This is a genomic window from Roseateles sp. P2_H4 (genome assembly GCF_056403315.1).
On sequence record NZ_JBFUFR010000031.1, the window covers coordinates 57783 to 81384 of the forward strand.

At 66.2% G+C, this 23602-nt stretch carries 19 protein-coding genes and 1 pseudogene; 5 read left to right on the top strand and 15 right to left on the bottom strand.

Annotated features, from left to right (window positions below):
* Window positions 1-68 precede the first annotated feature (68 nt).
* The 6 genes from AC1DW3_RS21760 to AC1DW3_RS21785 all read right to left on the bottom strand — a co-directional run bounded on the left by AC1DW3_RS21760 (window position 69) and on the right by AC1DW3_RS21785 (window position 8142).
* Window positions 69-2660, bottom strand: a complete 2592-nt coding sequence (locus AC1DW3_RS21760) for a TonB-dependent receptor (RefSeq protein WP_477934781.1) — start codon at window positions 2658-2660, stop codon at window positions 69-71.
* A gap of 222 nt (window positions 2661-2882) precedes the next feature.
* Entirely contained in the window at window positions 2883-4118 is a 1236-nt protein-coding gene (gene fahA, locus AC1DW3_RS21765; protein WP_477934783.1) for a fumarylacetoacetase, read from the bottom strand.
* Window positions 4115-5398 carry a homogentisate 1,2-dioxygenase gene (hmgA, locus tag AC1DW3_RS21770; protein WP_477934785.1) on the bottom strand — a complete coding sequence of 428 codons (1284 nt, stop codon included), beginning with the start codon at window positions 5396-5398 and terminating at the stop codon, window positions 4115-4117. Before hmgA ends, fahA begins: the two co-directional genes overlap by 4 nt.
* Window positions 5391-5594, bottom strand: coding sequence for a DUF2783 domain-containing protein (locus AC1DW3_RS21775; protein WP_477934787.1), 204 nt, complete (start codon window positions 5592-5594; stop codon window positions 5391-5393). Before AC1DW3_RS21775 ends, hmgA begins: the two co-directional genes overlap by 8 nt.
* The gene (locus tag AC1DW3_RS21780; protein WP_477934789.1) at window positions 5591-7171 is read right to left on the bottom strand and encodes an FAD-dependent oxidoreductase; all 1581 of its coding nucleotides are present in this window, start codon (window positions 7169-7171) and stop codon (window positions 5591-5593) included. The genes AC1DW3_RS21775 and AC1DW3_RS21780 overlap by 4 nt, the downstream gene beginning before the upstream one ends.
* Window positions 7171-8142, bottom strand: a complete 972-nt coding sequence (locus tag AC1DW3_RS21785; RefSeq protein WP_477934791.1) for an MBL fold metallo-hydrolase — start codon at window positions 8140-8142, stop codon at window positions 7171-7173. Before AC1DW3_RS21785 ends, AC1DW3_RS21780 begins: the two co-directional genes overlap by 1 nt.
* Before the next feature lie 69 nt (window positions 8143-8211).
* On the opposite strand from AC1DW3_RS21785, the gene AC1DW3_RS21790 reads away from it, so the two are divergent.
* Complete coding sequence (locus tag AC1DW3_RS21790; RefSeq protein ID WP_477934793.1) at window positions 8212-8937, top strand: IclR family transcriptional regulator; 726 nt, start codon at window positions 8212-8214, stop codon at window positions 8935-8937.
* A 501-nt stretch (window positions 8938-9438) separates the two neighbouring features.
* Window positions 9439-12117, top strand: coding sequence for a TonB-dependent receptor (locus AC1DW3_RS21795; protein WP_477934795.1), 2679 nt, complete (start codon window positions 9439-9441; stop codon window positions 12115-12117).
* A 91-nt stretch (window positions 12118-12208) separates the two neighbouring features.
* Here AC1DW3_RS21795 and AC1DW3_RS21800 read toward each other — a convergent pair whose 3' ends face one another.
* Window positions 12209-13150 carry a hypothetical protein gene (locus tag AC1DW3_RS21800; RefSeq protein ID WP_477934796.1) on the bottom strand — a complete coding sequence of 314 codons (942 nt, stop codon included), beginning with the start codon at window positions 13148-13150 and terminating at the stop codon, window positions 12209-12211.
* 401 nt (window positions 13151-13551) lie between these two features.
* On the bottom strand, window positions 13552-14382 hold the full coding sequence (locus tag AC1DW3_RS21805; protein ID WP_477934823.1) for a DMT family transporter: 831 nt from the start codon (window positions 14380-14382) through the stop codon (window positions 13552-13554).
* A gap of 179 nt (window positions 14383-14561) precedes the next feature.
* Here AC1DW3_RS21805 and AC1DW3_RS21810 point away from each other — a divergent pair, with 179 nt between their 5' ends.
* The gene (locus tag AC1DW3_RS21810) at window positions 14562-15419 is read left to right on the top strand and encodes a LysR family transcriptional regulator (protein ID WP_477934798.1); all 858 of its coding nucleotides are present in this window, start codon (window positions 14562-14564) and stop codon (window positions 15417-15419) included.
* Here AC1DW3_RS21810 and AC1DW3_RS21815 read toward each other — a convergent pair.
* The 3 genes from AC1DW3_RS21815 to AC1DW3_RS21825 all read right to left on the bottom strand — a co-directional run bounded on the left by AC1DW3_RS21815 (window position 15403) and on the right by AC1DW3_RS21825 (window position 19250).
* Complete coding sequence (locus AC1DW3_RS21815; RefSeq protein ID WP_477934800.1) at window positions 15403-16614, bottom strand: glycoside hydrolase family 27 protein; 1212 nt, start codon at window positions 16612-16614, stop codon at window positions 15403-15405. The genes AC1DW3_RS21810 and AC1DW3_RS21815 overlap by 17 nt on opposite strands.
* A 20-nt stretch (window positions 16615-16634) precedes the next feature.
* Entirely contained in the window at window positions 16635-18080 is a 1446-nt protein-coding gene (locus AC1DW3_RS21820) for an MFS transporter (RefSeq protein WP_477934802.1), read from the bottom strand.
* Window positions 18081-18203: 123 nt separating this feature from the next.
* Complete coding sequence (locus AC1DW3_RS21825) at window positions 18204-19250, bottom strand: LacI family DNA-binding transcriptional regulator (RefSeq protein WP_477934805.1); 1047 nt, start codon at window positions 19248-19250, stop codon at window positions 18204-18206.
* A gap of 173 nt (window positions 19251-19423) precedes the next feature.
* Between AC1DW3_RS21825 and AC1DW3_RS21830 the strand changes: the two genes are divergently transcribed.
* Both AC1DW3_RS21830 and AC1DW3_RS21835 read left to right on the top strand, forming a co-directional pair.
* The gene (locus AC1DW3_RS21830) at window positions 19424-20347 is read left to right on the top strand and encodes a PfkB family carbohydrate kinase (RefSeq protein ID WP_477934807.1); all 924 of its coding nucleotides are present in this window, start codon (window positions 19424-19426) and stop codon (window positions 20345-20347) included.
* Between the two features lie 6 nt (window positions 20348-20353).
* Window positions 20354-21742, top strand: coding sequence for a GH1 family beta-glucosidase (locus AC1DW3_RS21835; RefSeq protein WP_477934809.1), 1389 nt, complete (start codon window positions 20354-20356; stop codon window positions 21740-21742).
* Between the two features lie 96 nt (window positions 21743-21838).
* Here AC1DW3_RS21835 and AC1DW3_RS21840 read toward each other — a convergent pair whose 3' ends face one another.
* From AC1DW3_RS21840 to AC1DW3_RS21855, 4 genes and pseudogenes are all read right to left on the bottom strand, one after another.
* Window positions 21839-22036, bottom strand: a complete 198-nt coding sequence (locus AC1DW3_RS21840) for a PEP-CTERM sorting domain-containing protein (protein ID WP_477934811.1) — start codon at window positions 22034-22036, stop codon at window positions 21839-21841.
* Window positions 22017-22649: a hypothetical protein gene (locus tag AC1DW3_RS21845; protein ID WP_477934813.1), complete on the bottom strand. Its 633-nt coding sequence runs from the start codon at window positions 22647-22649 to the stop codon at window positions 22017-22019. Before AC1DW3_RS21845 ends, AC1DW3_RS21840 begins: the two co-directional genes overlap by 20 nt.
* Before the next feature lie 273 nt (window positions 22650-22922).
* Window positions 22923-23021: pseudogene (locus AC1DW3_RS21850) on the bottom strand (IS1595-like element ISPels1 family transposase); the annotation flags it as partial.
* A 241-nt stretch (window positions 23022-23262) separates the two neighbouring features.
* Window positions 23263-23602, bottom strand: a 340-nt coding sequence (locus AC1DW3_RS21855; RefSeq protein WP_477934815.1) for a tryptophan 7-halogenase, incomplete at its 5' end; no start/stop codon positions are given.

Here is a 23602-nt window from a genome sequence, read left to right on the forward strand (position 1 = left end):
GGGCGTGAAGCAAGGGCCGGCAGCGGTGGTGTACACCGCTGCCGGGGTCTCGGCTATCAGGACCTTACTTAGAACTTCGCGCGGACACCGATGCTGTAGCGGGCACCGTTCTCATAGACGCCGACCGGGATGCCGTCCACCGTGTTGGACTTGATCACTTCGTTGTTGATGTTGACGGCGCTGGCGTACAGCGCGATCTGCTTCGTCACATCCCAGCTGGCCGAGGCATCCCACTGGCCGTAGGCGCTGTTGACGACCTGGCCGCCCATCTCGACGTTGCCATAGCTCTTGGAGCGGAAGTTGTACGAGACGCGCAGCATGACGGGACCCTGCTCGTAGTAGCCGCTGAAGTTGAACTGATCACGCGAGTTGCCCAGCACCTTCAGGCGCGGCTGGCCGGCCACGGCGCCGGCCTTGGCGTCGGTGAAGGTGTAGTTGACGACGGTGCCGAAGCCGGTGTTGCCGAAGGGCTGTTGCCACTGCAGCTCGAAGCCCTTGATGTCGGCGCCGTTGTCGGCGTTGTAGGGGCGTTCGATGGTCAGGGTCTCGCTGCCCACCTGCTCGGACTTGGAGGCCTTGTAGGTGAAGGTGTCGAGCTTCTTGATGAAGAAGGTGCCCGAGATCAGGGCCGCGTCGGCGTAGTACCACTCGGCGCCGATCTCGGCCTGGTTGGCATGCACCGGCTTCAACATCGGGTTGCCGGCATAGCCCTTGGACAGCACGGTGCCGTCGCGGCGCATGCCGGGGCTGAGCAGGTCGAAGGTCTGGCGGGCCATGGCGCGCGAGACCGAGCCGCGCAGGATGAGCTCCTTGCTGAGGTCGTAGACCACGTTCAGGCTGGGCAGCGCATCGGTGTAGTTGTTGCCGACGCTGGTGGGCGAGAAGCCGCCACTGGCGTTGCCCAGATAGCCGTCCGAGGTCTGCTGCGTGCGCACGAAGCGCAGGCCGAAGTCGCCGCGGAACTTGGCCACCGAGAAGTCGGCCTTGGCGTAGAGGGCCGAGATGCGCTCGTGGATCTTGTAGTTCTCGTTGAGCACGTCCTTGTAGGTCATCGCCTTGTCGAACATCGGGATGCCCTTGCTGGCGACGAGACCGTCGTCGTACCAGGCGTACTGCGTCAGCGCGTCCGACGTGGCGGCCTGCTGGCTCAGCAGTGGCGACGGGCCGGAGGACAGGTCCGACAGGCTGAAGGACTGCCAGCCGTTGGAACCGGGACCTGCCGTGCCCTGGATGCGGGAGTTCTTCAGCGTGTTGTCGCGCAGCTTGACGCCGAGCTTGACGGCGTTGATGACGCCGCCGTCGAGGTCGAAGGTCACATCGCCCTGGGCGTAGTTCTCCTTGGCTTCCATGCGGCGGATGCGGTCGTCGCCGGCCTTCAGCGTCAGCGCCTTGGGGTCCAGAGGGCTGATGTCCAGGTACTTCACACCGTAGTGATCGGGGCCCAGCGTGATGGTCGTGCGCGTGTCGCCTTCCATCCAGAAATGGCGGTCATGCGAGCTGCCACCCGAGCTGTTGGTCGTGCCCACTTGGCCATGCAGGCGCCAGTTGCCGCCCTGGTAGCTGCCGTCGAGGTCCGCCACGCGGGACTTGATGTAGCTCTCGCGGTAGATGGGCTCGAAGGACACGCCGGTCTTGGGGCCGAAGGTGCCGCCGACCAGGGCCTTGCTGCCGTCGCTGACCGTGATGAACTTCGGGTCGACGGCGCTGATGACACCACCCACCGCCAGGCCGCCGGCCTGCCAGAGGTAGTTCTGGTTGTTGTTGTTCATCTTCATGTCCGAATCCATCAGATTCAGCACGAGATCGGTGGCAGGGTTGGGCTGGAACTGCAGGGCGAGGTTGGTGGTGGTGCGCTCGCGCTCCTGGCGGAAGATGGCCGAACCCCCACCCCAGGAGGCATAGGCGTTGGTGACGACGCCGTTCTGGTCCTTGACGTCGTATTTGCCGTCGGAGAACTGCTCCAGGCCGTCGCGGCGCATGTGGCGCTTCTGGCTGCTGATGGCCAGCAGCACGCCGAAGGTCTTGTCGTCGCTCTTCCAGTTCAACAGGCCCGAGACCTGCGGGTCGGTCTTGCCGGGCAGCTTGCTGTACATGGCCTCGGCCGAGGCCTGCAGCGTCAGCTGGTCCTTGAAGGCCAGGGGCTTGCGCGTCTTGACGATGACGAGGCCACCGATGCTGCCTTCGTCCAGGTCGGCCGACGGGCTCTTGAACACGTCCAGGCTGCCGACGATCTCGGAGGGCAGCACGTCGTAGTTGAAGCTGCGCGTCTGCGGCTCGTTGAGCCACCACTCCGATGACGCAACGGACTGGCCGTTGAGCTGCGTCATGTTGAGGTTCTTGTCCGTGCCGCGCACGAAGATGGCCTTGCCTTCGCCCCAGATGCGGTCCACCGAGATGCCGGGTACGCGCTGCAGTGAGTCGGCCACGTTCTTGTCGGGGAACTTGCCCACGTCCTCGGCGCTGATGGAGTCGACGATGTTTTGCGACTCGCGCTTCTCCGCCAGGTTCTTCTTCAGCGTCGCCCGCACGCCGCGGATCTCCACGGTGTCGAGTTGCTGGGCGGCCTCCTGGGCCATGGCGCCGAGTGCGGTGGCGCCGAGTGCGAGGCCGATGAGGCGGGGCAAAAGAAGGGGAAGGGGCTTGAAGTGAGGCTTGGCCACGTAGGTGCTCCTGGGCAACGAGTTCTGTTGGACAACAAGTAGCCGTCCCCGCGGCGGGTGTGCCGACGGGCAAGGCTCAACTCAGAAGGCCAGAGCTGCGTTGTCTCTTGTCGTCAGACCCTGGCCAGTGCCCGCAATCTAGCGGCGGCGCTCACGCCTGGAGCAAGGCGTTGCGCTTTGTTGGACTTCATTGCGCCGACGTTACGTTGGCGCAATGCTGGGTCAGGTCGCGGGGGTGATTTGCCCGTCGCAGGCCCCGAAACCGATGCGCCGGAATCCGGGTTTCTCCGCAAAGGCGCGCAGGCCGAGAGTGTCGCCATCGAGGACGAACGTGCGCTGTTCACCGTTCGGCAGCGTGATCGGCTGCTTGCCACCGCCGGTCAGCTCCAGCAGGGAGCCGGCCTCCTCAGGCGCGGGGCCGCTGATGGTGCCGGTACCCAGCAAATCGCCCGGCTGCAGATTGCAGCCATTGCTGGCGTGGTGGGTCAGCATCTGAGCGAGCGACCAGTAGGCATGGCGCAGGTTGGAGCGCGACAGCCGCGTCGGCTCGCTCATCGTCGGCGTCTTGAACCAGACCTCCATCTCGATGTCGAAACTCGCGTTGGCGCGGTGGGCCGGCGAGTCGAGATAGGGCAGCGGCTGGGGGTCTTCTGCAGGCCGTGTGAACGGAATGCGGAAGGGCTCCAGCGCTTCCATCGTGACGATCCACGGCGAGATGGTCGTGCCGAAGTTCTTGGCCAGGAAGGGCCCGAGCGGCTGGTATTCCCAGGGCTGGATATCGCGGGCCGACCAGTCGTTCAGCAGCGTGAGGCCGAAGGCGTGCTCGTCGGCCTCGTCGATGCCGAAGGGCTCGCCCAGCGCATTGCCCGGGCCGACGAAGAGGCCCAACTCGAGCTCGCAATCGACGCGGGCGCTGGGCTTGAACACCGGCACCTCGGCGTCCGGCGGCTTGACCTGGCCCCTGGGGCGGCGCAGCGGCGTGCCGCTGACGACGATGGACGAGGAGCGGCCGTGATAGCCGATCGGCACCCACTGGTAGTTGGGCAGCAGCGGGTTGTCCGGGCGGAACAGCTTGCCAATGGCGCGGGCGTGGTGGATGCCGGTGTAGAAGTCGGTGTAGTCGCCGATGCGGCAGGGCAGCGTGTATTCGGCCTGGGCCTGCGGCACCAGGTCGACCTGGGGCGCGCCGGCCTTGAGCGTGTCGAAGAGGCGATGGCGCAATGCCAGGCGCTCGGCACTCGGGCGGCCCATCAGCGCGTTCAGGTCGGTGATGCCCCAGGCGCTCAGGTCCAGGATCTGGTCGCCGATGCCGACGCCGACACGCCAGGGCTCCAGCGAGCCGGCGCGGCGGAAGCTGCAGAAGGGCAGGTTCTGCAACGGGAAATCGGTTTCGGGCGAGTTGGCCGAAGCGACCCAGGAGAGGGCCGCGGCGTCATGGGTGTGGTCAATCATGCTCATGCTTTGAATTCGTCTTTCAGGCCTTGCCAGCAGTTGGCGTAGGTCGTCTCCAGCGGTGCATCCTTCAGCGCCCAGGCGGTGGGCTTGAGGGGCCAGCGCGTCTCGAACATGAAGGCCAGTGTGGCGTCCAGCTTGTGCGGCTTCAAGTCGGCACCGCTGGCCTTGTCGAAGGCCTCGGTGTCGGGGCCATGGGGCACATAGCTGTTGTGCAGGCTGGCGCCGCCGGGCTTGAAGCCCTCGGGCTTGGCGTCGTACTGGCCCAGCACCAGGCCCATGAACTCGCTCATCACATTGCGGTGATACCAGGGCGGACGGAAGGTGTCCTCGGCCACCATCCAGCGCGGCGGGAAGATGACGAAGTCGACGTTGGCCCAGCCGGGCGTGTCGCTGGGGCTGGTCAGCACCGTGAAGATGCTGGGGTCGGGGTGGTCGAAGCTGACGGTGTTGATCGTCATGAAGCGCGCCGTGTCCCAGCGGTAGGGCACCAGGTTGCCGTGCCAGGCGACGACGTTGAAGGGGCTGTGCGCCTGCTTCGCGCGCCACAGCTTGCCGCCATAGCGTTTCACGATCTCGTACTCGCCCTCCTCTTGCTCATGCCAGGCCACCGGCGCCTCGAAGTCGCGCGCGTTGGCCAGGCCGTTGGAGCCGATGGGGCCCAGCTCGGGCAGGCGGAAGGCCGCGCCGTGGTTCTCGCAGACATAGCCACGCGCGGGCACGTCGAGCGGGTCGACCTTGAAGGCCATGCCGCGCGGCAGCAGCGCGATGAAGCCGGGGGCCACCACGAGGCGGCCGAGCTCCGTCGTCACGAGCAGGCGGCCCTGCTGCGGCACCAGCAGCATCTCGGCGTCGGCGTTCACGAGGGCGCGGCGGCCCATGGCACGCGTCGCGACATAGGCCAGTGCGCCCATGCCACCGATGCCGGTCTCGCCATTGACGGCATAGCTGCGCAGGCCGTCGACGAAATCGCCATCGCCCTGCAGCGGCGTCGGCCCCCAGCGCAGTGGGTCGGGCGAGGCGCACTCGCCTTCCGCGGCACCGCTCTTCCACAGCGCATGTGCCAGCGGCTCATAGCCACCGACGACGACCGACGGCCGGCGGCGGTACATCCAGGTGCGATGGTTGTCGGCGCGCGGCGCCGTGAAGGCGCTGCCGGACAGCAGCTCGGCATAGAGGCCGTGAGGCGCCTTCTGCGGGCTGTTGCGGCCGATCGGCAACGCGCCGGGATGGGCCTCGCTGCTGTGCTGGTTGCCGAAACCAGTCAGATAGGTCAGTTCAGTCATGGTGTTCGTGATGGGCAAGTGCGAAGGCTTGTCTCAGCACTTCGCGGTCGCCGATGTGGTTGCACAGGATCAGGGTCAGCCGCGCCAGCCAGTCGGCGGCCTGTTCGTCGCTCAGGGCGGCCTGGGCGGCGATGAGTTCGGCGTAGAAGGCGTCCGCCTCGCGGCCGAAATTTGGGGTCAGGTTCAATTTATTCATGACGCTCTCCCATGGGCACGAGCCAGCGCTGAGCGCACCGCATCGGCGTCGAAGCGATGCCAGCGCGCGGCGACGACCGCGTCGGGGCGGATCAGCACGACGCTGCCCGGACGTGCGCCGTAGCGCGTCGCCGCCAGGCCCTCGCCGGGCAAGCCGATGACGCGCAGATCGGGCGCCTCCACCGGCCAGCCGAAGGCCAGCAGCACAAAGCCGGCGCCGAACTGCTCGCCGAGCCAGCCACCGCCATCCAGTGGCGCGTCCGGCGCCGGGCAGCCGGGCGCGGGACCGCCCGTCCAGGCCTCCGTGTCCAGCGTGCTCAACGGCGAATCGACATGCTCGGTCGGCGTGGACAGGCGCCCGCTGTTGACCAGGGGTTTGGCGAAGTCGGTGCGCGCGGCGAGGTCGAGTGCGGCCTTGCGCAGGCGCTGGCTCAGGCTGCTCTTGGGACTGATGAAGTCGGTCGCCCGCGTCGAGTGGCCGATGTTGTCGTCGGCGGCCTCGATGCGCTCGAACTCATAGGAGTCCAGCAGCACCTCGCTGCCCTCCCCCTTCACGACGGCGGCCAGCTTCCAGCCGAGGTTGTCGGCATCCTGCACGCCGCTGTTGGCACCCCGTGCGCCAAAGGGCGAGACCTGGTGAGCGGTGTCCCCGGCCAGCAGCACGCGCCCGACACGCAAGCGCTCGGCGCGCCGGCAGCAGAACTGGTAGATGGACGACCAGGCGAGCTCGAAGCCCTGCGTGCCCAGCATGGCCGCGACGCGTTCCTTGATGCGCTCAGGGTCGCGCTCGGCCTCGACATCGGCATCGCGGCCCAGCTGGAAGTCGATGCGCCACAAGCCGTCCGCCTGCGCATGCAGCAGCACGGACTGGCCGCGGTGGAAAGGCGGGTCGAACCAGAACCAGCGCTCGGGTCTGGCGGGATCCAGCCCGCGCGGACGCACGCCCGCGCCCAGTCGCACATCGGCGATCAGGAAGCGGTCCTCGAAGACCTGGCCCTGGAAACTCAGGCCCAGCAAGGTGCGCGTTGGGCTGCGCGCGCCGTCGCAGGCGGCGACCCAGTCGGCGCGCATGTCGAACAGGCCATCGGGCGTGCGCACATTCAGCGTCACGCCRTCGTCGTCCTGCTCCAGGCCGATCAGCTCATGCCTGCCACGCAGCTCGATGCGCTGATCAAGTTGCACGGCGCGTATCAGTCGTGCCTCCACCTGGTCCTGCTGCAAGTTCACCATCGCCGGCATCTTGTGATGCGCCTCGGGCAGCAGGTCGAAGGCATAGGCCTCGCGCTCGCCGTGAAAGACCCGGCCACGCTGCCAGCGCACGCCCTCGCGCGCGACCGCTTCGCCGACACCGAGACGGTCGAACACCTCCAGCGTCTTCTTGGCCCAGCAGACCGCGCGCGAGCCCTCGCCGATGCGGTCGCTGTCATCGATGACGACGACGGGCACGTCGCGGCGCGCCAGGTCCAGCGCCAGCGTCAGGCCCACCGGACCGGCGCCGACGATGACGACGGGCCGACGCTGCGGCTGGCCGGAGCGCTGCTCCAGCGACTGGTGATACGGGTAGCGCGGCAGGTCCATCAGGCCCCTTCCAACGACTTCCACATCTCCACGTCACGTTCTGCTGTCCAGATACGCGGATGCGAAGTGCCGCCGGCCTCGTCATAAGCGCGCGTCACGTCGAAAGGCATGCAGTGATCGAAGATGACCCAATGGCCGTACTTGGGCCGCAGCGCCGCCATCGTGCGCTGGTAGACGGCCTTCAGTTCTTCGCCCGCCTTCACGCCGGCTTGCACGGCGGCGTACAGCTCGCTGACGAAGGCGCGCGTGCCGTCCAGGCCGGCTGCCACCTGCTCGGCGCCCTTCAGCGCCGGGCCGCGGCCGGGCACGAGAGCAGCAGCGTTCAGCGCCGCAACGGCGTCCAGCGTCGCGGGCCAGTCGGCGAAATGCGCGTCGCCGCAGTAGGGCGTCGCGTCGAACTCGACCAGGTCGCCGCTGAACAGCACCTTCTCCTCGGGCAACCAGGCCACGGTGTCGCCGGCCGTGTGGCCGCGTCCGGGCGAGAACATCTCGACCTTCACGCCGCCCAGGTCCAGCGTCAGCCGGCCCGAGAACGTCAGCGTCGGCCACGTCAGCCCTGCAGGCACGGACTCGACATTGCGAAACAGGCGCGGGAAGCGGCCGATCTCGCTGGCTTTGTCCTGCTCGCCGCGTTCCTTGATCAGGGCCAGCGTCGCATCGCTGGCGATGACCTGCTCCAGGCCCTCGGCCTTGAAGGCCGACGCGCCGAGCACGCGCACCGCGTGGTAGTGGCTCAGCAGCACGTATTTGATGGGCACAGCCGACACCTCGCGGATGCGGCGGATCACGTCGGCCGCCATGACGGGCGTGGCCTGGGTGTCGATCACCATGGCCGCGTCGCGCCCGATGACGATGCCGGTGTTCGGATCCCCCTCGGCGGTGTAGGCCCAGGCGTGCGCCGACAGGCGCTCGAAGGTGACCTGCTTCTCTTCCAGGTCGGCTTGCGAGGCAAAGGCTTTTTTCGTCGTCATGCGGGTCTCCAGCGTCGAAGCCGAAATTTAGCCTATTCCAAATCAATTCACCAATATAGAATTTTCCGCATGGTTGAGCCCAAGGCCCCGCGAGGCATCCAAAGCATCGAAGTCGGCGGTCAGCTGCTGCTGGCCCTGGCCCACCAGGGCCGGCCGATGGCGCTGAAGGATCTGGCGCGGGAAGCCGGCATGACCCCGGCGAAGGCCCACCCCTATCTGGTCAGCTTCATCAAGCTGGGCCTCGTCGAGCAGGACGGCGGCAGCGGGCCCTATGCACTGGGCCCGCTGGCCTTGCAGCTCGGTCTCATCAGCCTGCAGCAGTACGACCCTGTGCGGCTGGCCACGCCGGTCATCGAGGAGCTGGCGCTGCAACTGGGCCACACCGTGGCCATCGCCGTGTGGGGCACGCGCGGGCCGACCATCGTGCGCGTGGCCGAAGGGCCGGCCCCGGTACACATCAGCATGCGCCACGGCACGGTGATGAGCCTGGCCGGAACGGCGTCGGGGCGCTTGTTCGCGGCCTGGCGCACCGAAGAAGCCGCGGCGCTGGGTGAAGCGCTGCCGGATGCCCGCGTCACCGACGCCGTCCGCAAAGACGGCCTGGCGACCTCGCGCGACGGCGTCGTCGCCGGCGTCAGCGCGGCGGCGGCGCCGGTTTTCGAAGCTTCGGGGCGGCTGGTGCTGGCCTTGACGGCGATCGGCTCAAGCGCCGGCTTCGACACCGCGCTGGACGGTGCACTGGTCACGCAATTGCGCAAGGCAGCCGCCCTGCTGTCGCGCCGGCTGGGCCACTGACCCGCCGCTGCCCGCGCGCCGGACAGGCTGGCGACAGGCAATTTTTCGATAAACACCGCAAACTATTTTTGCAATTTAGAGATTGCAAATTTCCAGGGTTAAGCGGCGCTCACCATCGGTTTGCAGGCAATTTATGCCTAGTGGAAAACCATAAATAGCCGAATCATCCAAAAATAACCATAAATGATTCGATTTCTTACTTACAACCATTGCCCCGCCGATAAGTAATGTGAAGCAGTTTTACTATTTGGTAAAACGCATCAGCCAAAAGCCCGCCAAGCCCCCCTGGAATTGCCAGAAATCCTTTCTGCATCAAGGCATTAGCGAATCCACCGGCACCCTCGCACAGAGATTTACGCGACCCCCCAGGGATTCCCTAGACACCTCGGGTTTGCCCGAGGCCAGAAAATTTGCTCCGACAGCCAGCGCCCGATCCGGCGCTTTCAATCGGCTGAATCCGATGGCAAGCCACCCGCTTGCCACGTTTTTTCTGGAGCAGAGATGCATAAGCAAACCAAAATCGCCGCCGCGGTCCTGTTGACCGTCGGTGGTTTCAGTGCCTGGGCCCAACAGGCCCCCGCCGAACCGCAGCAGATCGAGCGCGTAACCGTGACCGGCTCGGCCATCAAGCGCCTTGATGCCGAGACCGCGGTGCCGATCACGGTGTTCAAGATGAAGGACATCAAGCAGCAAGGCCTGACGACCGTCGAACAGATCCTGAGCACGCTGACCGCCAGCCAGACCAGCACCGGCACCAACCAGGCCGTGGGCTCCTCAACGGGTGGCGCTTCGTTCGCCGACCTGCGCGGTGTTGGCGCCAACAAGACGCTCGTGCTGCTGAATGGCCGCCGTATCGCGAACAACGCCTTCGACGGCTCTGCGCCCGACCTGAACATGATCCCGATGGCGGCCATCGAGCGCATCGAGGTGCTGCGTGACGGCGCTTCGGCGCTGTATGGCACGGACGCCATCGGCGGCGTCATCAACTTCATCACGCGCAAGGACTACCAGGGCGGCACCGTGACGGTGGGCACGGACATCCCCCAGCATGCCGGTGGCAAATCGCAGAATGCCAACGCCGGTTTCGGCTTCGGCGACCTGGAAGCCCAGGGCTACAACGTTTTCGGCTTCGTCGACTTCCAGAAGCAGGACCGCATCACCGGCTCGCAGCGCTCGTTCAACCGTCGCTATGACGGCGGCATCTCCGGCTCGCCTTCGCCGGCCAACTACTACCAGAACCCGGACGTCTGGTACAACCCCGCCGCGCCGGATTGCAAGAACGGCACGTTCATCATCCCGGCCGGGGACGGCACGTCCTGCTACATGACGACGTCCAACTTCGTGGACTACATCCCGAAGAGCGAACGCGCATCCGGCATGGTCAAGGGCGATGTGAAGCTGGGCAACGACCACACGCTGGGTGCGGAGTACTTCATCACGCGCAGCAACGTGAAGACCCTGATCGCACCGGTGCCCTTCGGCTTCCTGCCGATGAACCGCCTGCGCCCGGACGGCACGCCCAATCCCTATTTCCCGACCAACCCCGCCCTGGACCCGGCCTTCAACGATGGTCTGGTGGGTGAAACGATGACCGACGGCGGCGCGCAGATCCAGCCCGGCTACGTCATCGCGCGCTGGCGCGACATGCCCAACGGCCAGCGCGGCGACAGCAACACCAACACCCAGCAGCGTTTCACGCTGTCGCTGGACGGCACAGTTGCAGGCTGGGACTACGGCGTGGGCGTGAGCCGCAACCAGAACAAGGTCGACGAGAAGCTGATCAGTGGCTATGCCAATGGCCCGCTGGTCTATGAAGGCGTGCTGACCGGCGTGATCAACCCCTTTGGCGCGCAGAGCGCGGCCGGCCAGGCCCTGCTCGACCAGGCCGGCGCGACCGGTCTGATCATGTTTGCCAAGGGCACGACGACGAACGTCGACGCCCACGCCAGCCGCGAGATCGGCGACTGGTTCAAGGCTGGCCGCCAGGCCGCCATCGCCGTCGGCGCCGAGTACCGCAAGGAAAACTTCGTTCAACAGGCGAACCCGGCCTACGCCACCATCGTCGTCGACTCGACCGGCATTGACCCGGCCACCTACAGCGCCGGCTCGCGCAAGGTCAGCGCGCTGTACACCGAGTTGAACGTGCCGCTGCTGCAGTCCCTGGACATCACGGCCGCGGTCCGCTACGACAAGTACAACGACTTCGGCAACACGACCAACCCCAAGATCGGCTTCCGCTTCCAGCCCAGCAAGGAAGTCCTGGTGCGCGGCTCCTATTCCACGGGCTTCCGTGCACCGTCGCTGTATGAGCTGAACGCCGCCCAGACGTACACCAACTCAGGCACGGTCAACGACCCGTTGCTGTGCCCCTCGGGCACGGGCAGCCCGGCCGTTTGCAAGGCCCAGTTCATGGTGCTGAACGGCGGCAACCTGACGCTGCAGCCCGAGAAGAGCAAGAACGCCACGTTGGGCCTCATCGTCCAGCCGGTGGCCGACCTGAGCGTGGGCCTGGACTTCTGGTGGCTGCGCCTGAAGAACCAGATCGGCGTGGTCGGTGACGACTCGCTGTTCGACCCCGCCAACTACGGCCTCTTCGGCCCTTACTTCCATCGCAATGGCGCCGGCCAGCTGTCGACCAACGGCAACCAGTGCCCGGGCACGAATTGCGGCTACGTGGACGTGCGCCAGCAGAACCTCGGTGGCACCAACACCAATGGCGTGGACATCACGGCCAACTACCGCCTGCCCTCGGCAATCGGTACGTTCACTTTCGGCCTGAACACCACCTACGTCGCCAAGTATGAGTACCAGGACTACACCGGCGGCCCGTGGAACCAGAACGTCGGCATCTATTCGGGCGCCGGTCCGGTGTTCCGTTGGCAGCACACGCTGACGGCAATCTGGGCCAAGGATGCCTTCTCGGCTGGCCTGACGGGTCACTACAAGTCTGGCTACATCGATTCGGACCCGACCAACCACGTGAGCAACTACGCCACGCTGGATGCGTTTGGCTCCTGGAAGCCGCTGAAGGGCGCGACGCTGACGCTGGGAGTGCACAACCTGACCGACCGCGATCCGCCGCTGAGCTACCAGACGCAGGTCTTCCAGGCCGGCTACGACCCGCGCTACACGAGCGCCATCGGCCGCACCTACTACGTGCGCGCGTCCTACGACTTCTGAACGTAGCTCTGGGGAGGCTTCGGCCTCCCCAAAATCAAAACGCCCTGGATTGCTCCAGGGCGTTTTTCTCTGGAGGAGCTTGTCGCGCCGCTCAGAACGGGAAGCAGGACCGGCCAGAGGCCTCCGGCGGGCAATACATCTCGTCGTAGTAGATCCGATGCTCTCCCAATTCGAATCGGAGATTGCCGATGGCAATGGACATGATCAGGTCGTGAGAACCGGCTTGATGTGGGTAGCCCTGTGGGCCATACACGCGTCGCTTCGGGTCGCCGATGTCGACGCTCATGGCAGGCAGGTTCTGGAAGCCGCCCGCGATCTTGTTCTTGAGCTGGGCCAAGTTCAGGCCGGGCGCTCCGAACACCGAATCCGGAATCGCGTTCAAGCCCATGAAAGTGAAGGGCTTCAACTCATCGAGATTGGCGATCGCGTTGTGTGCCAACTGCATCTTTTCAGCGATCAATCCGTCGATCTTGTAGGAGATGAAAGCATCCACCAAGGTATTGACAAAAGGAATCCAATCCAGATTCGTCTGGCAGGAGTAGCTGGGGTTCAGTTTGAAATTCTTGATTTCCTTGGCTACCAGCAATCCCGAGACGATGTCCAGTCGTCCCACAATTGTCGTTGCAGGATCCAGCGAAAGATTGATATTGCAGGTGGCGGTCACGCCGGCATAAGACTGCTTCGCCGTCGCGTTGATCACGATCCGCAGGCCTGAAAACGTGACGTCCCCGCTGCTATAGGTCAGCGACAGCGGGCCATCGACGCTTGCCGATCCGTTTTGATAGCCCGGCAATCCGGACAGCGGCGCCATCAGCTGCGGCACCAGATAGGCACGCAGCTGCGACATCATGGTTTGCTGCGCGTCCACCATGGGTTTGTAGATTGAACCGGTCAAGGGCGTCCGGTATGTGGCGATGGTGCCGTCAGAACCGTACAGCGTCCCGAGGTAGTAAAAATCCTGAGCGGCATGGGCGGCAATTGCGCCGAAACCAATGACCAGCGCCGCGCCTGCTTTGACTATCAAACTTCTCATTGAAACTCCCAATAAAGTCTTACTTCACACACTCAGATGTGCGTGTCCCCACGCTTGAGCCGACCTTGCATCGGAGCACTGTCTGTCAACCACCTATCCGACACTTGAGCGCAAACACTGGTGGCGCGCACACAAGCGTCCATAGCGACACGATGACCGTGCTGATCTTCATTCCAGTCTCTCCCTGAGGGCCTACACGCAAGACTGCGCAGTTAGGCGAGAGCAACTCTATGGCAGCCCGAGTAGTAAAAACTACCAATGCTTGCGGCACCCCCTAGGGCACCAAATCTCACGGATGCTTTTCAATTGGTTGCGGCGTTAGCACTTGGCCTGTGATAGCTGGCCACCACCGCTTTCAATACAAAGAGTCGCCCAGGAGGGCGGACCGGAACAGCGACGACCTAGGCTTTGCTGACGAGAGCAATACCGGCCAGCACCAACAGGCTGCCTGCGACAAAGCTGGGTGCCAATGCCTCACCCAGCAGCCACACACCCAGCAGCACACCGAACAGCGGCGTCAGAAAAGTGAAGGCACCCAGGCGCGAGGCCAGGTAACGCCGCAGCAGCCAGAACCAGGTCAGGAAGCTGGCGAAGGACACCACCAGGCTCTGGAAACCCAGATGGGCCCAGACGGTGAGCGTCGGCTCGAAGCGCCACTGCCCGGTCAACCAGGCGCTCGGCAACAGCAGCACCAGGGCACCGAGCAATTGGTAGAACAAGGTCTCTGTCGCTGGCGCCTCGGCCAGCCGCGTGCAGCGGATGGTCACAGTCGTGGCCCCCATGGCCAAGCCCGCCATCACAGCCAGCAGGTCACCGAGCAACGCACTGCCATCCCTTGCCACACCGTCCAGAAAGGCCAGGGCGATACCGGCAAATGCCAGGGCGATGCCTGCCCAGCGCCGACCGTCCAGGCGCTCCGCCGGCAGCCGCCAGTGCAGCCCCAGCGCGGTGAACAGCGGCGAGGTGTAGAGAAAGACGACGACGTGCGACGCCTGCGTCATCTGCAGCGCCACGGACACCAACAGGAATTCCAGGCCGAACAGCGAGCCCGCCGCGGCGCCGGCCGCCCAGCGGCGGCGATCCAGCGCCTCACCACGCCGGCGCATCAGCGCGGCCAGCAGCAGCAAGGCAATGCCGGACCGCAGGGCCACCATCAGCATCGGGCTGGCCTGCTCCGCCACGGCCTTCAGCGACACCTGCTGAAGGCCCCAGAGGAAGCACAACAACAGCATCAGGCCGCCGGCGCGGGCATCGAGTGGGCCGGCCGTGATGGCGAGCGGCGCCCGCGCGGCAACGGGGGAAATGTCGGCGGCGGCGGGGCTGGAAAGGTACTTCATGACGGCAATGTGCCGTCGGCTCGAAGATCCGAAAAGCGCATAATTCAGCAAGCACCCATCCGCTTAACGAATCCATGCGCGACCTGCAGATCGACTGGCTGAAGTGCTTTGTCGCCACCGTCGACGCCGGTTCGCTGTCCAGTGCCGCCGCCGAGATCCACCGCTCCCAGTCGGCCGTCAGCATGCAGCTCAAGAAGCTGGAGGCGGCCGTCGGCCACCGGCTGCTCGAACGTGATGCACGCCAGCTGGCGCTGACCCACGAGGGCCAGACCCTGCTCGGCTATGCACGGCGCATGCTCGACCTGCAGGCCGAGGCCCAGGCGGCGCTGCGCGAGGACGAGGTCACCGGCCTCATCCGGCTGGGCGTGCCGGACGACTACGCCAGCAAATACCTGACGCCGGCCCTCAAGCGCTTCGCGCCGCGGCACGGCGGCGTCGAGATCCAGCTGGACTGCGAGCAGTCGACCTCGCTGATCCCGCGCGTGGCGCGCGGCGATCTCGACCTCGCGCTGGTCTCGCGCGACCACGCACGGCGCGGCACGCTACTCTTCCACGAGCCCATGGTCTGGGTCGGCTCACCGCAGTTCGAGGTCTGGCGCCGCGACCCGCTGCCCATTGCCGTCTACGAGGAAGCCAGCCTGGGCCGACGCAGCGCCATCAACTCGCTGGCCCTGCAGGGGCGGCCCTACAAGATCGTCTACAACAGCTCCAATCTGGCGGGGCAGATTGCCGCCGTCGAAAGCGGGATCGCAGTGGCCGTGCTGACGCAATGCAGTGTGCCAGCACATCTGCAGTTGCTCGGTGCCGAGCAGGGCCTGGGCCCGCTGGAGCCCATGGAGGTGGCCGTCTACCGCAGCCAGGCCTCCAAGGGCAACAAGGCCGTGGACAGCCTGCAGCGCATGCTGGTGCAGACGCTCAGGGCGCCGGGGTGATGCGCACCATCAGCACGCCATGAGGCGCGACGCGACCACCCAACTCGCCTGACACGCCGCGGGTCTTCTTGCCTGACCACAGATCGTGCACCTCGGCCTTGAGCCTGGGCGGAAGGTCGAGCTGATCCCACGTGACCTTGATGTCGGCCGGCTTCTCGCTGCGATTGAAGAGCACCGCCGCGCGGTCGCCGCCGGCCAGCGTGCGCACCCAGACCTCCAGGTCGCCCTGGCGCCAGATGCGCCGGCCCTGGCGGCCCAGCGGGTCCTGATCGACCTTGATGACCTCGGCATTGGTCAGGATGCGCTTGGTCGCCTCATCCATCTTCGCCATGTCGTTGCCTGCGACCAGCGGCGCGGCAAGCATGGCCCAGATGGAGAAGTGGCTCTCGTACTCCGTCGTCGTCATGCCGCCGTTGCCGACCTCCAGCATGTCGGGATCGTTCCAGCCGTTGGGGGCAGCATCGGTCCACAGATCGGCGTTCATGTCGATGATGTCCAGCAGGCCGTGCGACCACTCCTTCTTGCCCTTCCAGGCATCCCAGATGTCGCCCGTGGTGCGCCACAGGTGACCGATCGGGTGGGCCCAGCGGCCGGGCTGGCTCGAGCCCCATTCGCAGATGGACAGCACGATGTCACGGCCCGATTCGCGCAGGGCCTTGGCCATGATGGTGTAGGCCGCCTCGGGGTTGCGCGGGCCGGTGTAGCACCAGTCGTACTTCAGCCAGTCCACGCCCCATTTGGCGTATTGGCGCGCGTCCTGGAACTCATGGCCGGCGCTGCCCGGGCGGCCACCGCAGGTCAGCGCGCCGGCGTCGGAATAGAGCCCGAACTTCAGGCCCTTGCTGTGCACATAGTCGGCCAGGGCCTTCATGCCAGAGGGAAAGCGCTCGGGGTCGGCCTGGATGTTGCCGTCGGCGTCGCGGCTCTTCTGCCAGCAGTCGTCGATGACGATGTAGGTGTAGCCGGCCGCCTTCATGCCGGAGGCCACCATGGCGTCGGCCTGCTGGCGGATCAGCTGCTCCGACACATTGCAGGCGAACTTGTTCCAGGAGTTCCAGCCCATTGGCGGTGTGGGCGCGAGATTGGGCTTGGGGGCGTCGAGTTTCAGCGTCTCGTGCGGGGCGGCCTGGGCGCCGGCAATGCAGACGCAGGTAGACAGGGCCAGCAATGCGCGGCCGTGCCAGGTTGAAGTCATGGCGAAAACTCCGGAAATAGTCAGACGGTGCCGCGGCGCGCTTCGAGCGTGGCGCGAATCTCGTGCATGCGCTGCTCCGTCAGGAAGTAGCGCGACACGATGAACAGAGCGACCAGCAGGCCCACGATGGGAATGCCAGACAGGCAGAGGCGGATCAGCAGGATGGCGTCTTCGCCCTGCGCGGGCAGCTTGACGTCGAAGCCGGTGAACATCAGCACCCAGCCCGAGGCGCTGCTGCCCAGGGCTTGGCCGACTTTGGAGATCCACGAGCCGCAGGCCGCAAACGAACCCTCGCGGCGCTGGCCGCTCGAGAGTTCGTCGTGGTCGATGACGTCGGCCATGGCCGAGCCGTAGATCGTCCAGAAACCGGCGCCGATGAAGGCCACGCCGCCGCTGGCGAACAGCTGCAGCCAGGGCAGGCTGGGGTTGTAGAAGAACCAGTCGCCGATAAAAGCGGCAATGCCCAGCCACAGCACGGTCATCAACGCATTGCGCTTGCCCCGGCGCCGGGCCACCCAGCCGGCGAAAGTGATGCCGATGAGCCCACTGACGAGGCCGGCCACGCCCATCAGCGAGTTCCATTTGGTGGCCTCGACGAGGTTGCCGCCGCAGACGTAGTAGACGGTGGCGTAGTAGCCCAGCAGGCCGACCATGGCCGTGGCCATGTTGTAGGTCAGCATGGTGCCCAGCATCAGGCGGAAGGGACGGTTCTTCAGCGTGCGGTAGAGGGTGTCCTTGAAGGGCACGCGCTGCCGGCTCTGCGCAACGAAGCTCTCGTAGTAGCGCTCACGCGTCAGCGAGAAGATCAGCACCGACACGACGACCATGATGCTGCCCAGGATGGCGGTATAGACCTGGGCGCCGTACAGGATGTCGGGCTTGCCGCTCGCGTCGTTGAAGAAGGCGAGCGTCGTGAACTGGGCGGCGACGAACATCGCCAGCTCGGGGATCTTCTGGATCGCGTTCTTGATGGACATCACGCGCGTGCGCTCGTGGTAGCCCGGCGTCATCTCGGCGCCCAGGCTGTTCCAGGGCATGGCGAAGCAGCTCATGACCGGCGCGTAGAGGCAGGTCGAGACGACGATGAAGATGAAGTACTCGGTGTCCGTCCAGCCACGGCCGACGGCGAACATCAGCGGCAGGCCAATGCCTGCCAGCACGCCACCCACCAGCATGAAGGGCCGCCGGCGCCCCCAGCGGGTGCGGGTGTTGTCGGAGATCCAGCCGAACATCGCGTCGGAGACGGCGTCCGCGACGATCTTGATGCCCAGCGCCATCGAGATCAGCCCCGGTGCAACGCCCAGGAAGATGTTGAAGACGTGGAAGACCAGCGACTGGTAGAGCCAGTGGCCCCACATGTCGAGGAAGGAGCCGAGGCCGAAGCCGATCTTCTGCCGCGCAGGTACGCGGTCGGGTGCCGGCGTCGCAGCCGGCGACGCGGCGGCAGGGCGCTGCACGGGAGGCATGGTAGCCCCTTCGGGATCGGCGATCAAGACTGTCTCCTTCGCCGCGCTGGTCACGCGGCTGATTTTTAGTAAACAGTCCTATTTTCGTTCGTTGATCGGTCGAACGAAAGGCGGTGCAACTACCTAGGCGGTGGCGGTCTTGCGCCTGGCTTTCCTTGGCGCAGCCTCGGCCTCCGCCGCAGGCGCGACCATCGAGCTCTCACGTACCACCAGTTCGACCGGCAGCGACGCGTCGCTGGGCGCGATATCGCCCTCGATGAGGGCGCGCGCGGCGACGTTGCCCAGGGCCTCCTTGTCCATCTTCACGGTGGACAGCGGCGGCTTGTTGCGGGCGGCCTCCTCGATGTCGTCGTAGCCGATGAAGCGGATGTCCTCGGGCACGCGCAGGCCGCGTTCGTGGCAGACCTCGATGGCGAACATGGCCGTCGAGTCGTTGTAGGCGAAGACGGCATCGGGCGGCTGGGGCAGGGCCAGCAGGCGGCTCATCGCGTCGCGACCGGCATCGCGGTATTCCAGCGCCGGGTCCAGCGTGACTTCGTAGTCGGGGTCGAACAGCCGGCCGGCCTCGAACAGCGCGCGGCGGAAGCCCTTGGCGCGCAGCGAGGTGGAGTAGTGGGCCAGCGGCCCGAAGATGGCGGCGATGCGCTGGGACTGGCCCTCCAGCAGATGGCGCGTTGCCAGCCAGGCGCCGAGCTGGTTGTCGTCGTTGACGCAGCGCACGCCTGGGTAGAAGTGGTCCACCAGCACCAGCGGCACCTCGCAGCGGCGGATGGCCTCCATGGCCTCGGGGTCGAAGTAGCCGGCGCCGAGCAGCGCATCGGCCTCGTGGCGACGCACCTGGCCGGCCACGTCATCGCCCGCCAGCACCGACATGATGCTCAGCGGCACGCCGGCCTCGCGGCAGGCCGTCTCGGCACCGTGCAGCACATAGGAATAGAAGGGGTTGTTCGCCAGCGAACCGATGCTGCGGCTGTACAGGAAGAGCATGCGGCGCGGCTTGCCGGTGCGCAGCTTGCCCACGTCATAGCCCATTTGCTGGGCCACGCCGAGCACCTGGGCGCGGGTCTGCTCCGACAGGCCGGGCTGGCCCTTCAGCGCGCGCGACACCGTCCCGATGGACACGCCCGCGGCCTCGGCCAGTTCGCGAATCGTCACTCCCTTGTCGGCCATTGCCCGCGCTCCCGCTGTTGTTTAGCACCCCGAATCGGGCGCGATTGTGTCATCGGCGCCCAGGGAGCCCCTGCCACACGCTGGACCGGGGGCAAAACCTAGGTTGGAGATTGTTCACTAAACAATCGCTGTTGCATAGAATATTTCCAAACCACGCGCCAAGCACCGCCGACATGCCCCCCTGCCCCATCGCCGTCCTCGGCGAAGCCCTGGTCGACGAATTCCATGACGGCCCGGTCGCGGGCGGCGCACCCTTCAATGTGGCGCGCTCGCTGGCGGCCCTGGGCGCGCCAGCCTTGTTCATCAGCCGCATCGGCGCGGAGGACGACAACGGCCGCCTCGTGCTCGACAGCGCACGCCGCTATGGCCTGGACAGCGTCGGCGTGCAGCGCGACCTGCAGCACGCCACCGGCCGCGTCAGCGTGCACGAGGGCCCCGGCGGCCACCGCTTCGAGATCCATGGCGACGCCGCCTGGGACCATATCGACGCCGAGGCGGCCCGCCCTCACCTGGCCGAAACAGCCGCGGCGTGGCTCTACTTCGGCAGCCTCGCGCAGCGCCTGCCCGTCTCGCGCGCTTCGCTGCGTGCGCTGGTCAAGCCCTTTGCGGGCACGCGCTTTCTCGACCTGAACCTGCGACCCGGCGATCAGACGCGGCTGCTGGCCGCCGAGTCGCTGATGCTGGCCGACTGGGTCAAGGTGAATGACGAGGAACTGGCGCAGTTGGCCGGCTGGTTCGACTGCGCCGCAGCCGATGACGTGGGCCGCGCCGGCGCGCTGATGGCGCGCTTTGCGCTGCAGCGCCTGGTGCTGACCTGCGGCGCCAGCGGCTGGCGCTTCTACGCACCGGGCGGCGTGCTGCTGGCCCAGGGCGCCGGCGTCATCCAGCCACGCATGGTCGACACCGTCGGCGCCGGCGACGCCTTCACCGCGCTGCTGCTGGCCGGCCTTGCCCTCGGGCGCGACCTGCCCGCCACGCTGGCCCTGGCGAATCGCTACGCCTCCTTCATTTGCGGCGTGCGTGGCCCCCTGCCCGCCGAACCCCTTGCCCTGCAACCCTGGCGCACCGCCCTGCATGCGCTGCCGACCTCTGCCTGAGCCCCTATGGACCTGACCCCGCCCCCCACCTCCCTGGCCGACCTCGTCGCACCGCCGCCCGGCTCGGCCATGCGCCGCCCTGGCTTCATCTTCGGCGCCGGCACCTCGTCCTACCAGATCGAGGGCGCCGCGCATGAGGACGGTCGCCTCGAATCCATCTGGGACCGCTTCTGCGCGACGCCCGGCAAGGTACTGCGTGGCGAGAACGGCGCCGTCGCCTGTGACCACTACCACCGCTTCGAGCAGGACCTGGACATCCTGAAGCGCCTGGGTGTCGACGCCTACCGCTTCTCCATTGCCTGGCCGCGCGTGATGGACGAAACCGGCCGCCCCAACGCGAAGGGCATGGCCTTCTACAAACGCCTGCTCGACGGCCTCGCGGAGCGCGGCATCAAGGCCTTCGTGACGCTCTACCACTGGGACCTGCCCCAGCATCTGGAGGACAAGGGCGGCTGGCTGAACCGCGAGACCGCTTACCGCTTTGCCGACTACGCCGACCTGATGAGCCGCGAGCTGGCCGGCCACGGTGATGTGGCCGCCTGGACGACGCACAACGAGCCCTGGTGCTCGGCCTATCTCGGCTATGGCGACGGCCACCACGCGCCCGGCCTCAAATCCAACCGCTGGGCCGCCCAGGCCATGCACCATCTGCTGCTCGGCCACGGCCTGGCCCTGCCGGCGCTGCGCGCCAACGCGCCGCAGGCCCTGCACGGCATCGTCGCCAACTGCGCACCGGGCTATGCCGACGCCGACACGGCCGCGGACCGCGATGCCGCCTCGCTGTTCGAGGCCTACCAGAACCGATGGGTGCTGGACCCGTTGCTCAAGGGCGAATACCCGGCCGACCTGTGGCGGCTGTGGAAGGGCTGCGAGCCGCTGGTGCTGCCCGGCGACATGGACATCATCCAGCGCCCCATCGACTACCTCGGCATCAACTACTACAGCCGCGCCGTGCTGCGCTCCAAGGGAGCGGACACGATGGATTGGGTGCGCCACCCCGAGGTCGAGCGCACGACGATGGATTGGGAGGTCTATCCCCAGGGCCTGCAGGATCTGTTCGAGGCCTTCAAGCGCGACTACGCCAATCTGCCGCCGCTCTACATCACCGAAAACGGCATGTCGAGCCACGACACGGTCAGCGGCGACGAGGTCGACGATCTGCAACGCCAGGCCTATATCAAGGCCCATTTCGCGGCATGCTCGCGAGCCATGGACAAAGGCGTGGACGTGCGCGGCTATTTCATCTGGTCGTTGATGGACAACTTCGAATGGGCCTTCGGCTACGAGCGCCGCTTCGGCCTCGTGCATGTGGACTTCGAGACCCAGCAGCGCACCCTCAAGCGCAGCGCGCTGGCCTATGCGGACTTCCTGCGCGAGCGCGCCGTTGCAGGCTGAAGTGATGAGCGCAGTGCGACGCACGACGAGGCTGCCGGCGCACGCCGACTTCATCCGGCACTGCTGCCCGGCGGCACCGCTTTAGGCCGCGATGGCTCAGCCCAGCAGGCGACGGCGGGCGACGAGCGCGGCCGCGCCGCACAGTGCCAGGATCGCGGTGCCCGGCTCGGGCACCGCCGACACCACCGGCAGGCCGGACGACGTCACCGCCGTCCAACCGGCCGGCAGATCCAGCGACGCAAAGGCGGTGTTGTAGAAATCAACGGTGCCGTGCTCAAGCTGGAAGACCATCATCTGCACCGCTGTTTGGACGGTGGTCTGCAAGCCGCCGCCAGGGCCGTAGTAGTGCACGCTCAGTGCGCTGTTGAAGGTTTTCGCGTAGGCACCGGTAGCAGTAACGCTGTCGTTGGCGGAGAAGGTGGGCTGCGGACCAGCGCCCCCAGACAGGTTCAACATTGACAGGCTGTATTCGAGAAAGGACGGATGCTGCGACGTCGCGCCGGCTGAAACCGTCGACATGCAGGTGCACGGGGATCAGATAGTCGCCTGGCAGCGTGCCTGCGGGGGGAGTCAGGAGCCAGACGTCCATCAGAGAAACCGTGGCCGCAACGGCACCGGTGCCTGTCGCGTACACCATCAGGCCTGTTGAGCCTGAGGCTGCCGTTCCCTTCAGCGTGCCGCCCGCGGAGCCTGCCGCGCAGGGCGCCGTCACACTGAGCGCAAAAGTGTCTTGGTAGGTGTCCAGCGGCACCAGCGTTGATTTGTTGCAGGCACCGAAGGCCTCCGCGAACGAGGTAGCGATGACGCCGCCGATCTGCCCGGTGGCATGGGCTGGCGCGCCGGCCAACAAGCCTGCACAGAGGGCGGCCAGCGAAAACAGCGGACGCAGTTGGATCGTCTCGATCATGAAGGTCTCCCGCTTCTACCGACGGCACACGCAACCGCCGAGGCAGTCTAGGCGTGGACAACTCGAGCCGTATCCCCCTAGGGACGACGTGAATCAGGCCGAGCCAGGGCGTTCACTGATCAACAAGCAAAAGGGCACCGCAAGCGGTGCCCTTTCTTTTTGACTCTTTGCGCGTTGCTTCGTGACGACGTCATGCACCGACGGCATCGTGAGGAGCGGCGCGGGTTTGCCGGGAGTCTGAGCTGACCGGTTCAGAGCGCGGAACCACGCTGCGTCGTCCGCAACCAGCAGCGCTTGCATCAATACCCGCTTCTGAGCTGGCGTCAGCTTTGCCGCCTCGGCCAGCAGCTTCTTGAGTTCTCGCGCGCGCATGTCCGGCTCCTTGAGCCCCAGTCATTGGGTCTATGCCTCCCACTGTCCACGCTCAATGGCTCACCAGATGGGCCGTCCTCAATCAACGCGAAAAGGGCCAGGGATCTTCGGGCCGAGCGCCGAGCCGTCCCAAGCCGGTTCGTCTGGCGATGTGCTCGCGGCTCAATGCCGCGAGCATCGGCATCCCGCGGGAACCGAGCAGGCGCGCGCACGTTCAGCGGCGCGAGACTGGACGAGGGGCTCAATTACTCACCAGGTGGCCGAGATAGGCCGCGTGGTCGGGCATGCCTTCAACCGTCAGCGAGACAGCCTTGCGCAGCCGCTCGAAGTGCGCGCGCAGCGTCGGCTCGTCCACCTGCTTCAACAGTGGGTCCAGCCCCTCCGGCTTCAGGCCCAGGCCGAGGTAGAGCGAGTACCACGAGTCCTCGCCGAAGCTGTCGCGGTCCAGGATGACGACACGACCGTTGCGGCGAAAGGTTTCGATCTGGTGCGCCAGCGTGTCCGGGATGGGCATGGCCGCGCAGTAGCGCCAGAACTCGCTGTCGTCACGCTGCGTCTGCTTGTAGTGCAGGATGATGAAG

What these genes read in the sequence shown, in the direction of transcription:
- AC1DW3_RS21775 (WP_477934787.1), bottom strand. Translation starts at nt 5,594, where the DNA reads ATGAATAAATTGAACCTGACCCCAAATTTCGGCCGCGAGGCGGACGCC.
- AC1DW3_RS21795 (WP_477934795.1), top strand. Translation starts at nt 9,439, where the DNA reads ATGCATAAGCAAACCAAAATCGCCGCCGCGGTCCTGTTGACCGTCGGT.
- AC1DW3_RS21785 (WP_477934791.1), bottom strand. Translation starts at nt 8,142, where the DNA reads ATGACGACGAAAAAAGCCTTTGCCTCGCAAGCCGACCTGGAAGAGAAG.
- AC1DW3_RS21820 (WP_477934802.1), bottom strand. Translation starts at nt 18,080, where the DNA reads ATGCCTCCCGTGCAGCGCCCTGCCGCCGCGTCGCCGGCTGCGACGCCG.
- AC1DW3_RS21830 (WP_477934807.1), top strand. Translation starts at nt 19,424, where the DNA reads ATGCCCCCCTGCCCCATCGCCGTCCTCGGCGAAGCCCTGGTCGACGAA.
- AC1DW3_RS21845 (WP_477934813.1), bottom strand. Translation starts at nt 22,649, where the DNA reads ATGATCGAGACGATCCAACTGCGTCCGCTGTTTTCGCTGGCCGCCCTC.
- AC1DW3_RS21805 (WP_477934823.1), bottom strand. Translation starts at nt 14,382, where the DNA reads ATGCTGTTGTTGTGCTTCCTCTGGGGCCTTCAGCAGGTGTCGCTGAAG.
- AC1DW3_RS21815 (WP_477934800.1), bottom strand. Translation starts at nt 16,614, where the DNA reads ATGACTTCAACCTGGCACGGCCGCGCATTGCTGGCCCTGTCTACCTGC.
- AC1DW3_RS21800 (WP_477934796.1), bottom strand. Translation starts at nt 13,150, where the DNA reads ATGAGAAGTTTGATAGTCAAAGCAGGCGCGGCGCTGGTCATTGGTTTC.
- AC1DW3_RS21840 (WP_477934811.1), bottom strand. Translation starts at nt 22,036, where the DNA reads ATGATGGTCTTCCAGCTTGAGCACGGCACCGTTGATTTCTACAACACC.
- AC1DW3_RS21825 (WP_477934805.1), bottom strand. Translation starts at nt 19,250, where the DNA reads ATGGCCGACAAGGGAGTGACGATTCGCGAACTGGCCGAGGCCGCGGGC.
- AC1DW3_RS21835 (WP_477934809.1), top strand. Translation starts at nt 20,354, where the DNA reads ATGGACCTGACCCCGCCCCCCACCTCCCTGGCCGACCTCGTCGCACCG.
- AC1DW3_RS21790 (WP_477934793.1), top strand. Translation starts at nt 8,212, where the DNA reads ATGGTTGAGCCCAAGGCCCCGCGAGGCATCCAAAGCATCGAAGTCGGC.
- hmgA (WP_477934785.1), bottom strand. Translation starts at nt 5,398, where the DNA reads ATGACTGAACTGACCTATCTGACTGGTTTCGGCAACCAGCACAGCAGC.
- fahA (WP_477934783.1), bottom strand. Translation starts at nt 4,118, where the DNA reads ATGAGCATGATTGACCACACCCATGACGCCGCGGCCCTCTCCTGGGTC.
- AC1DW3_RS21810 (WP_477934798.1), top strand. Translation starts at nt 14,562, where the DNA reads ATGCGCGACCTGCAGATCGACTGGCTGAAGTGCTTTGTCGCCACCGTC.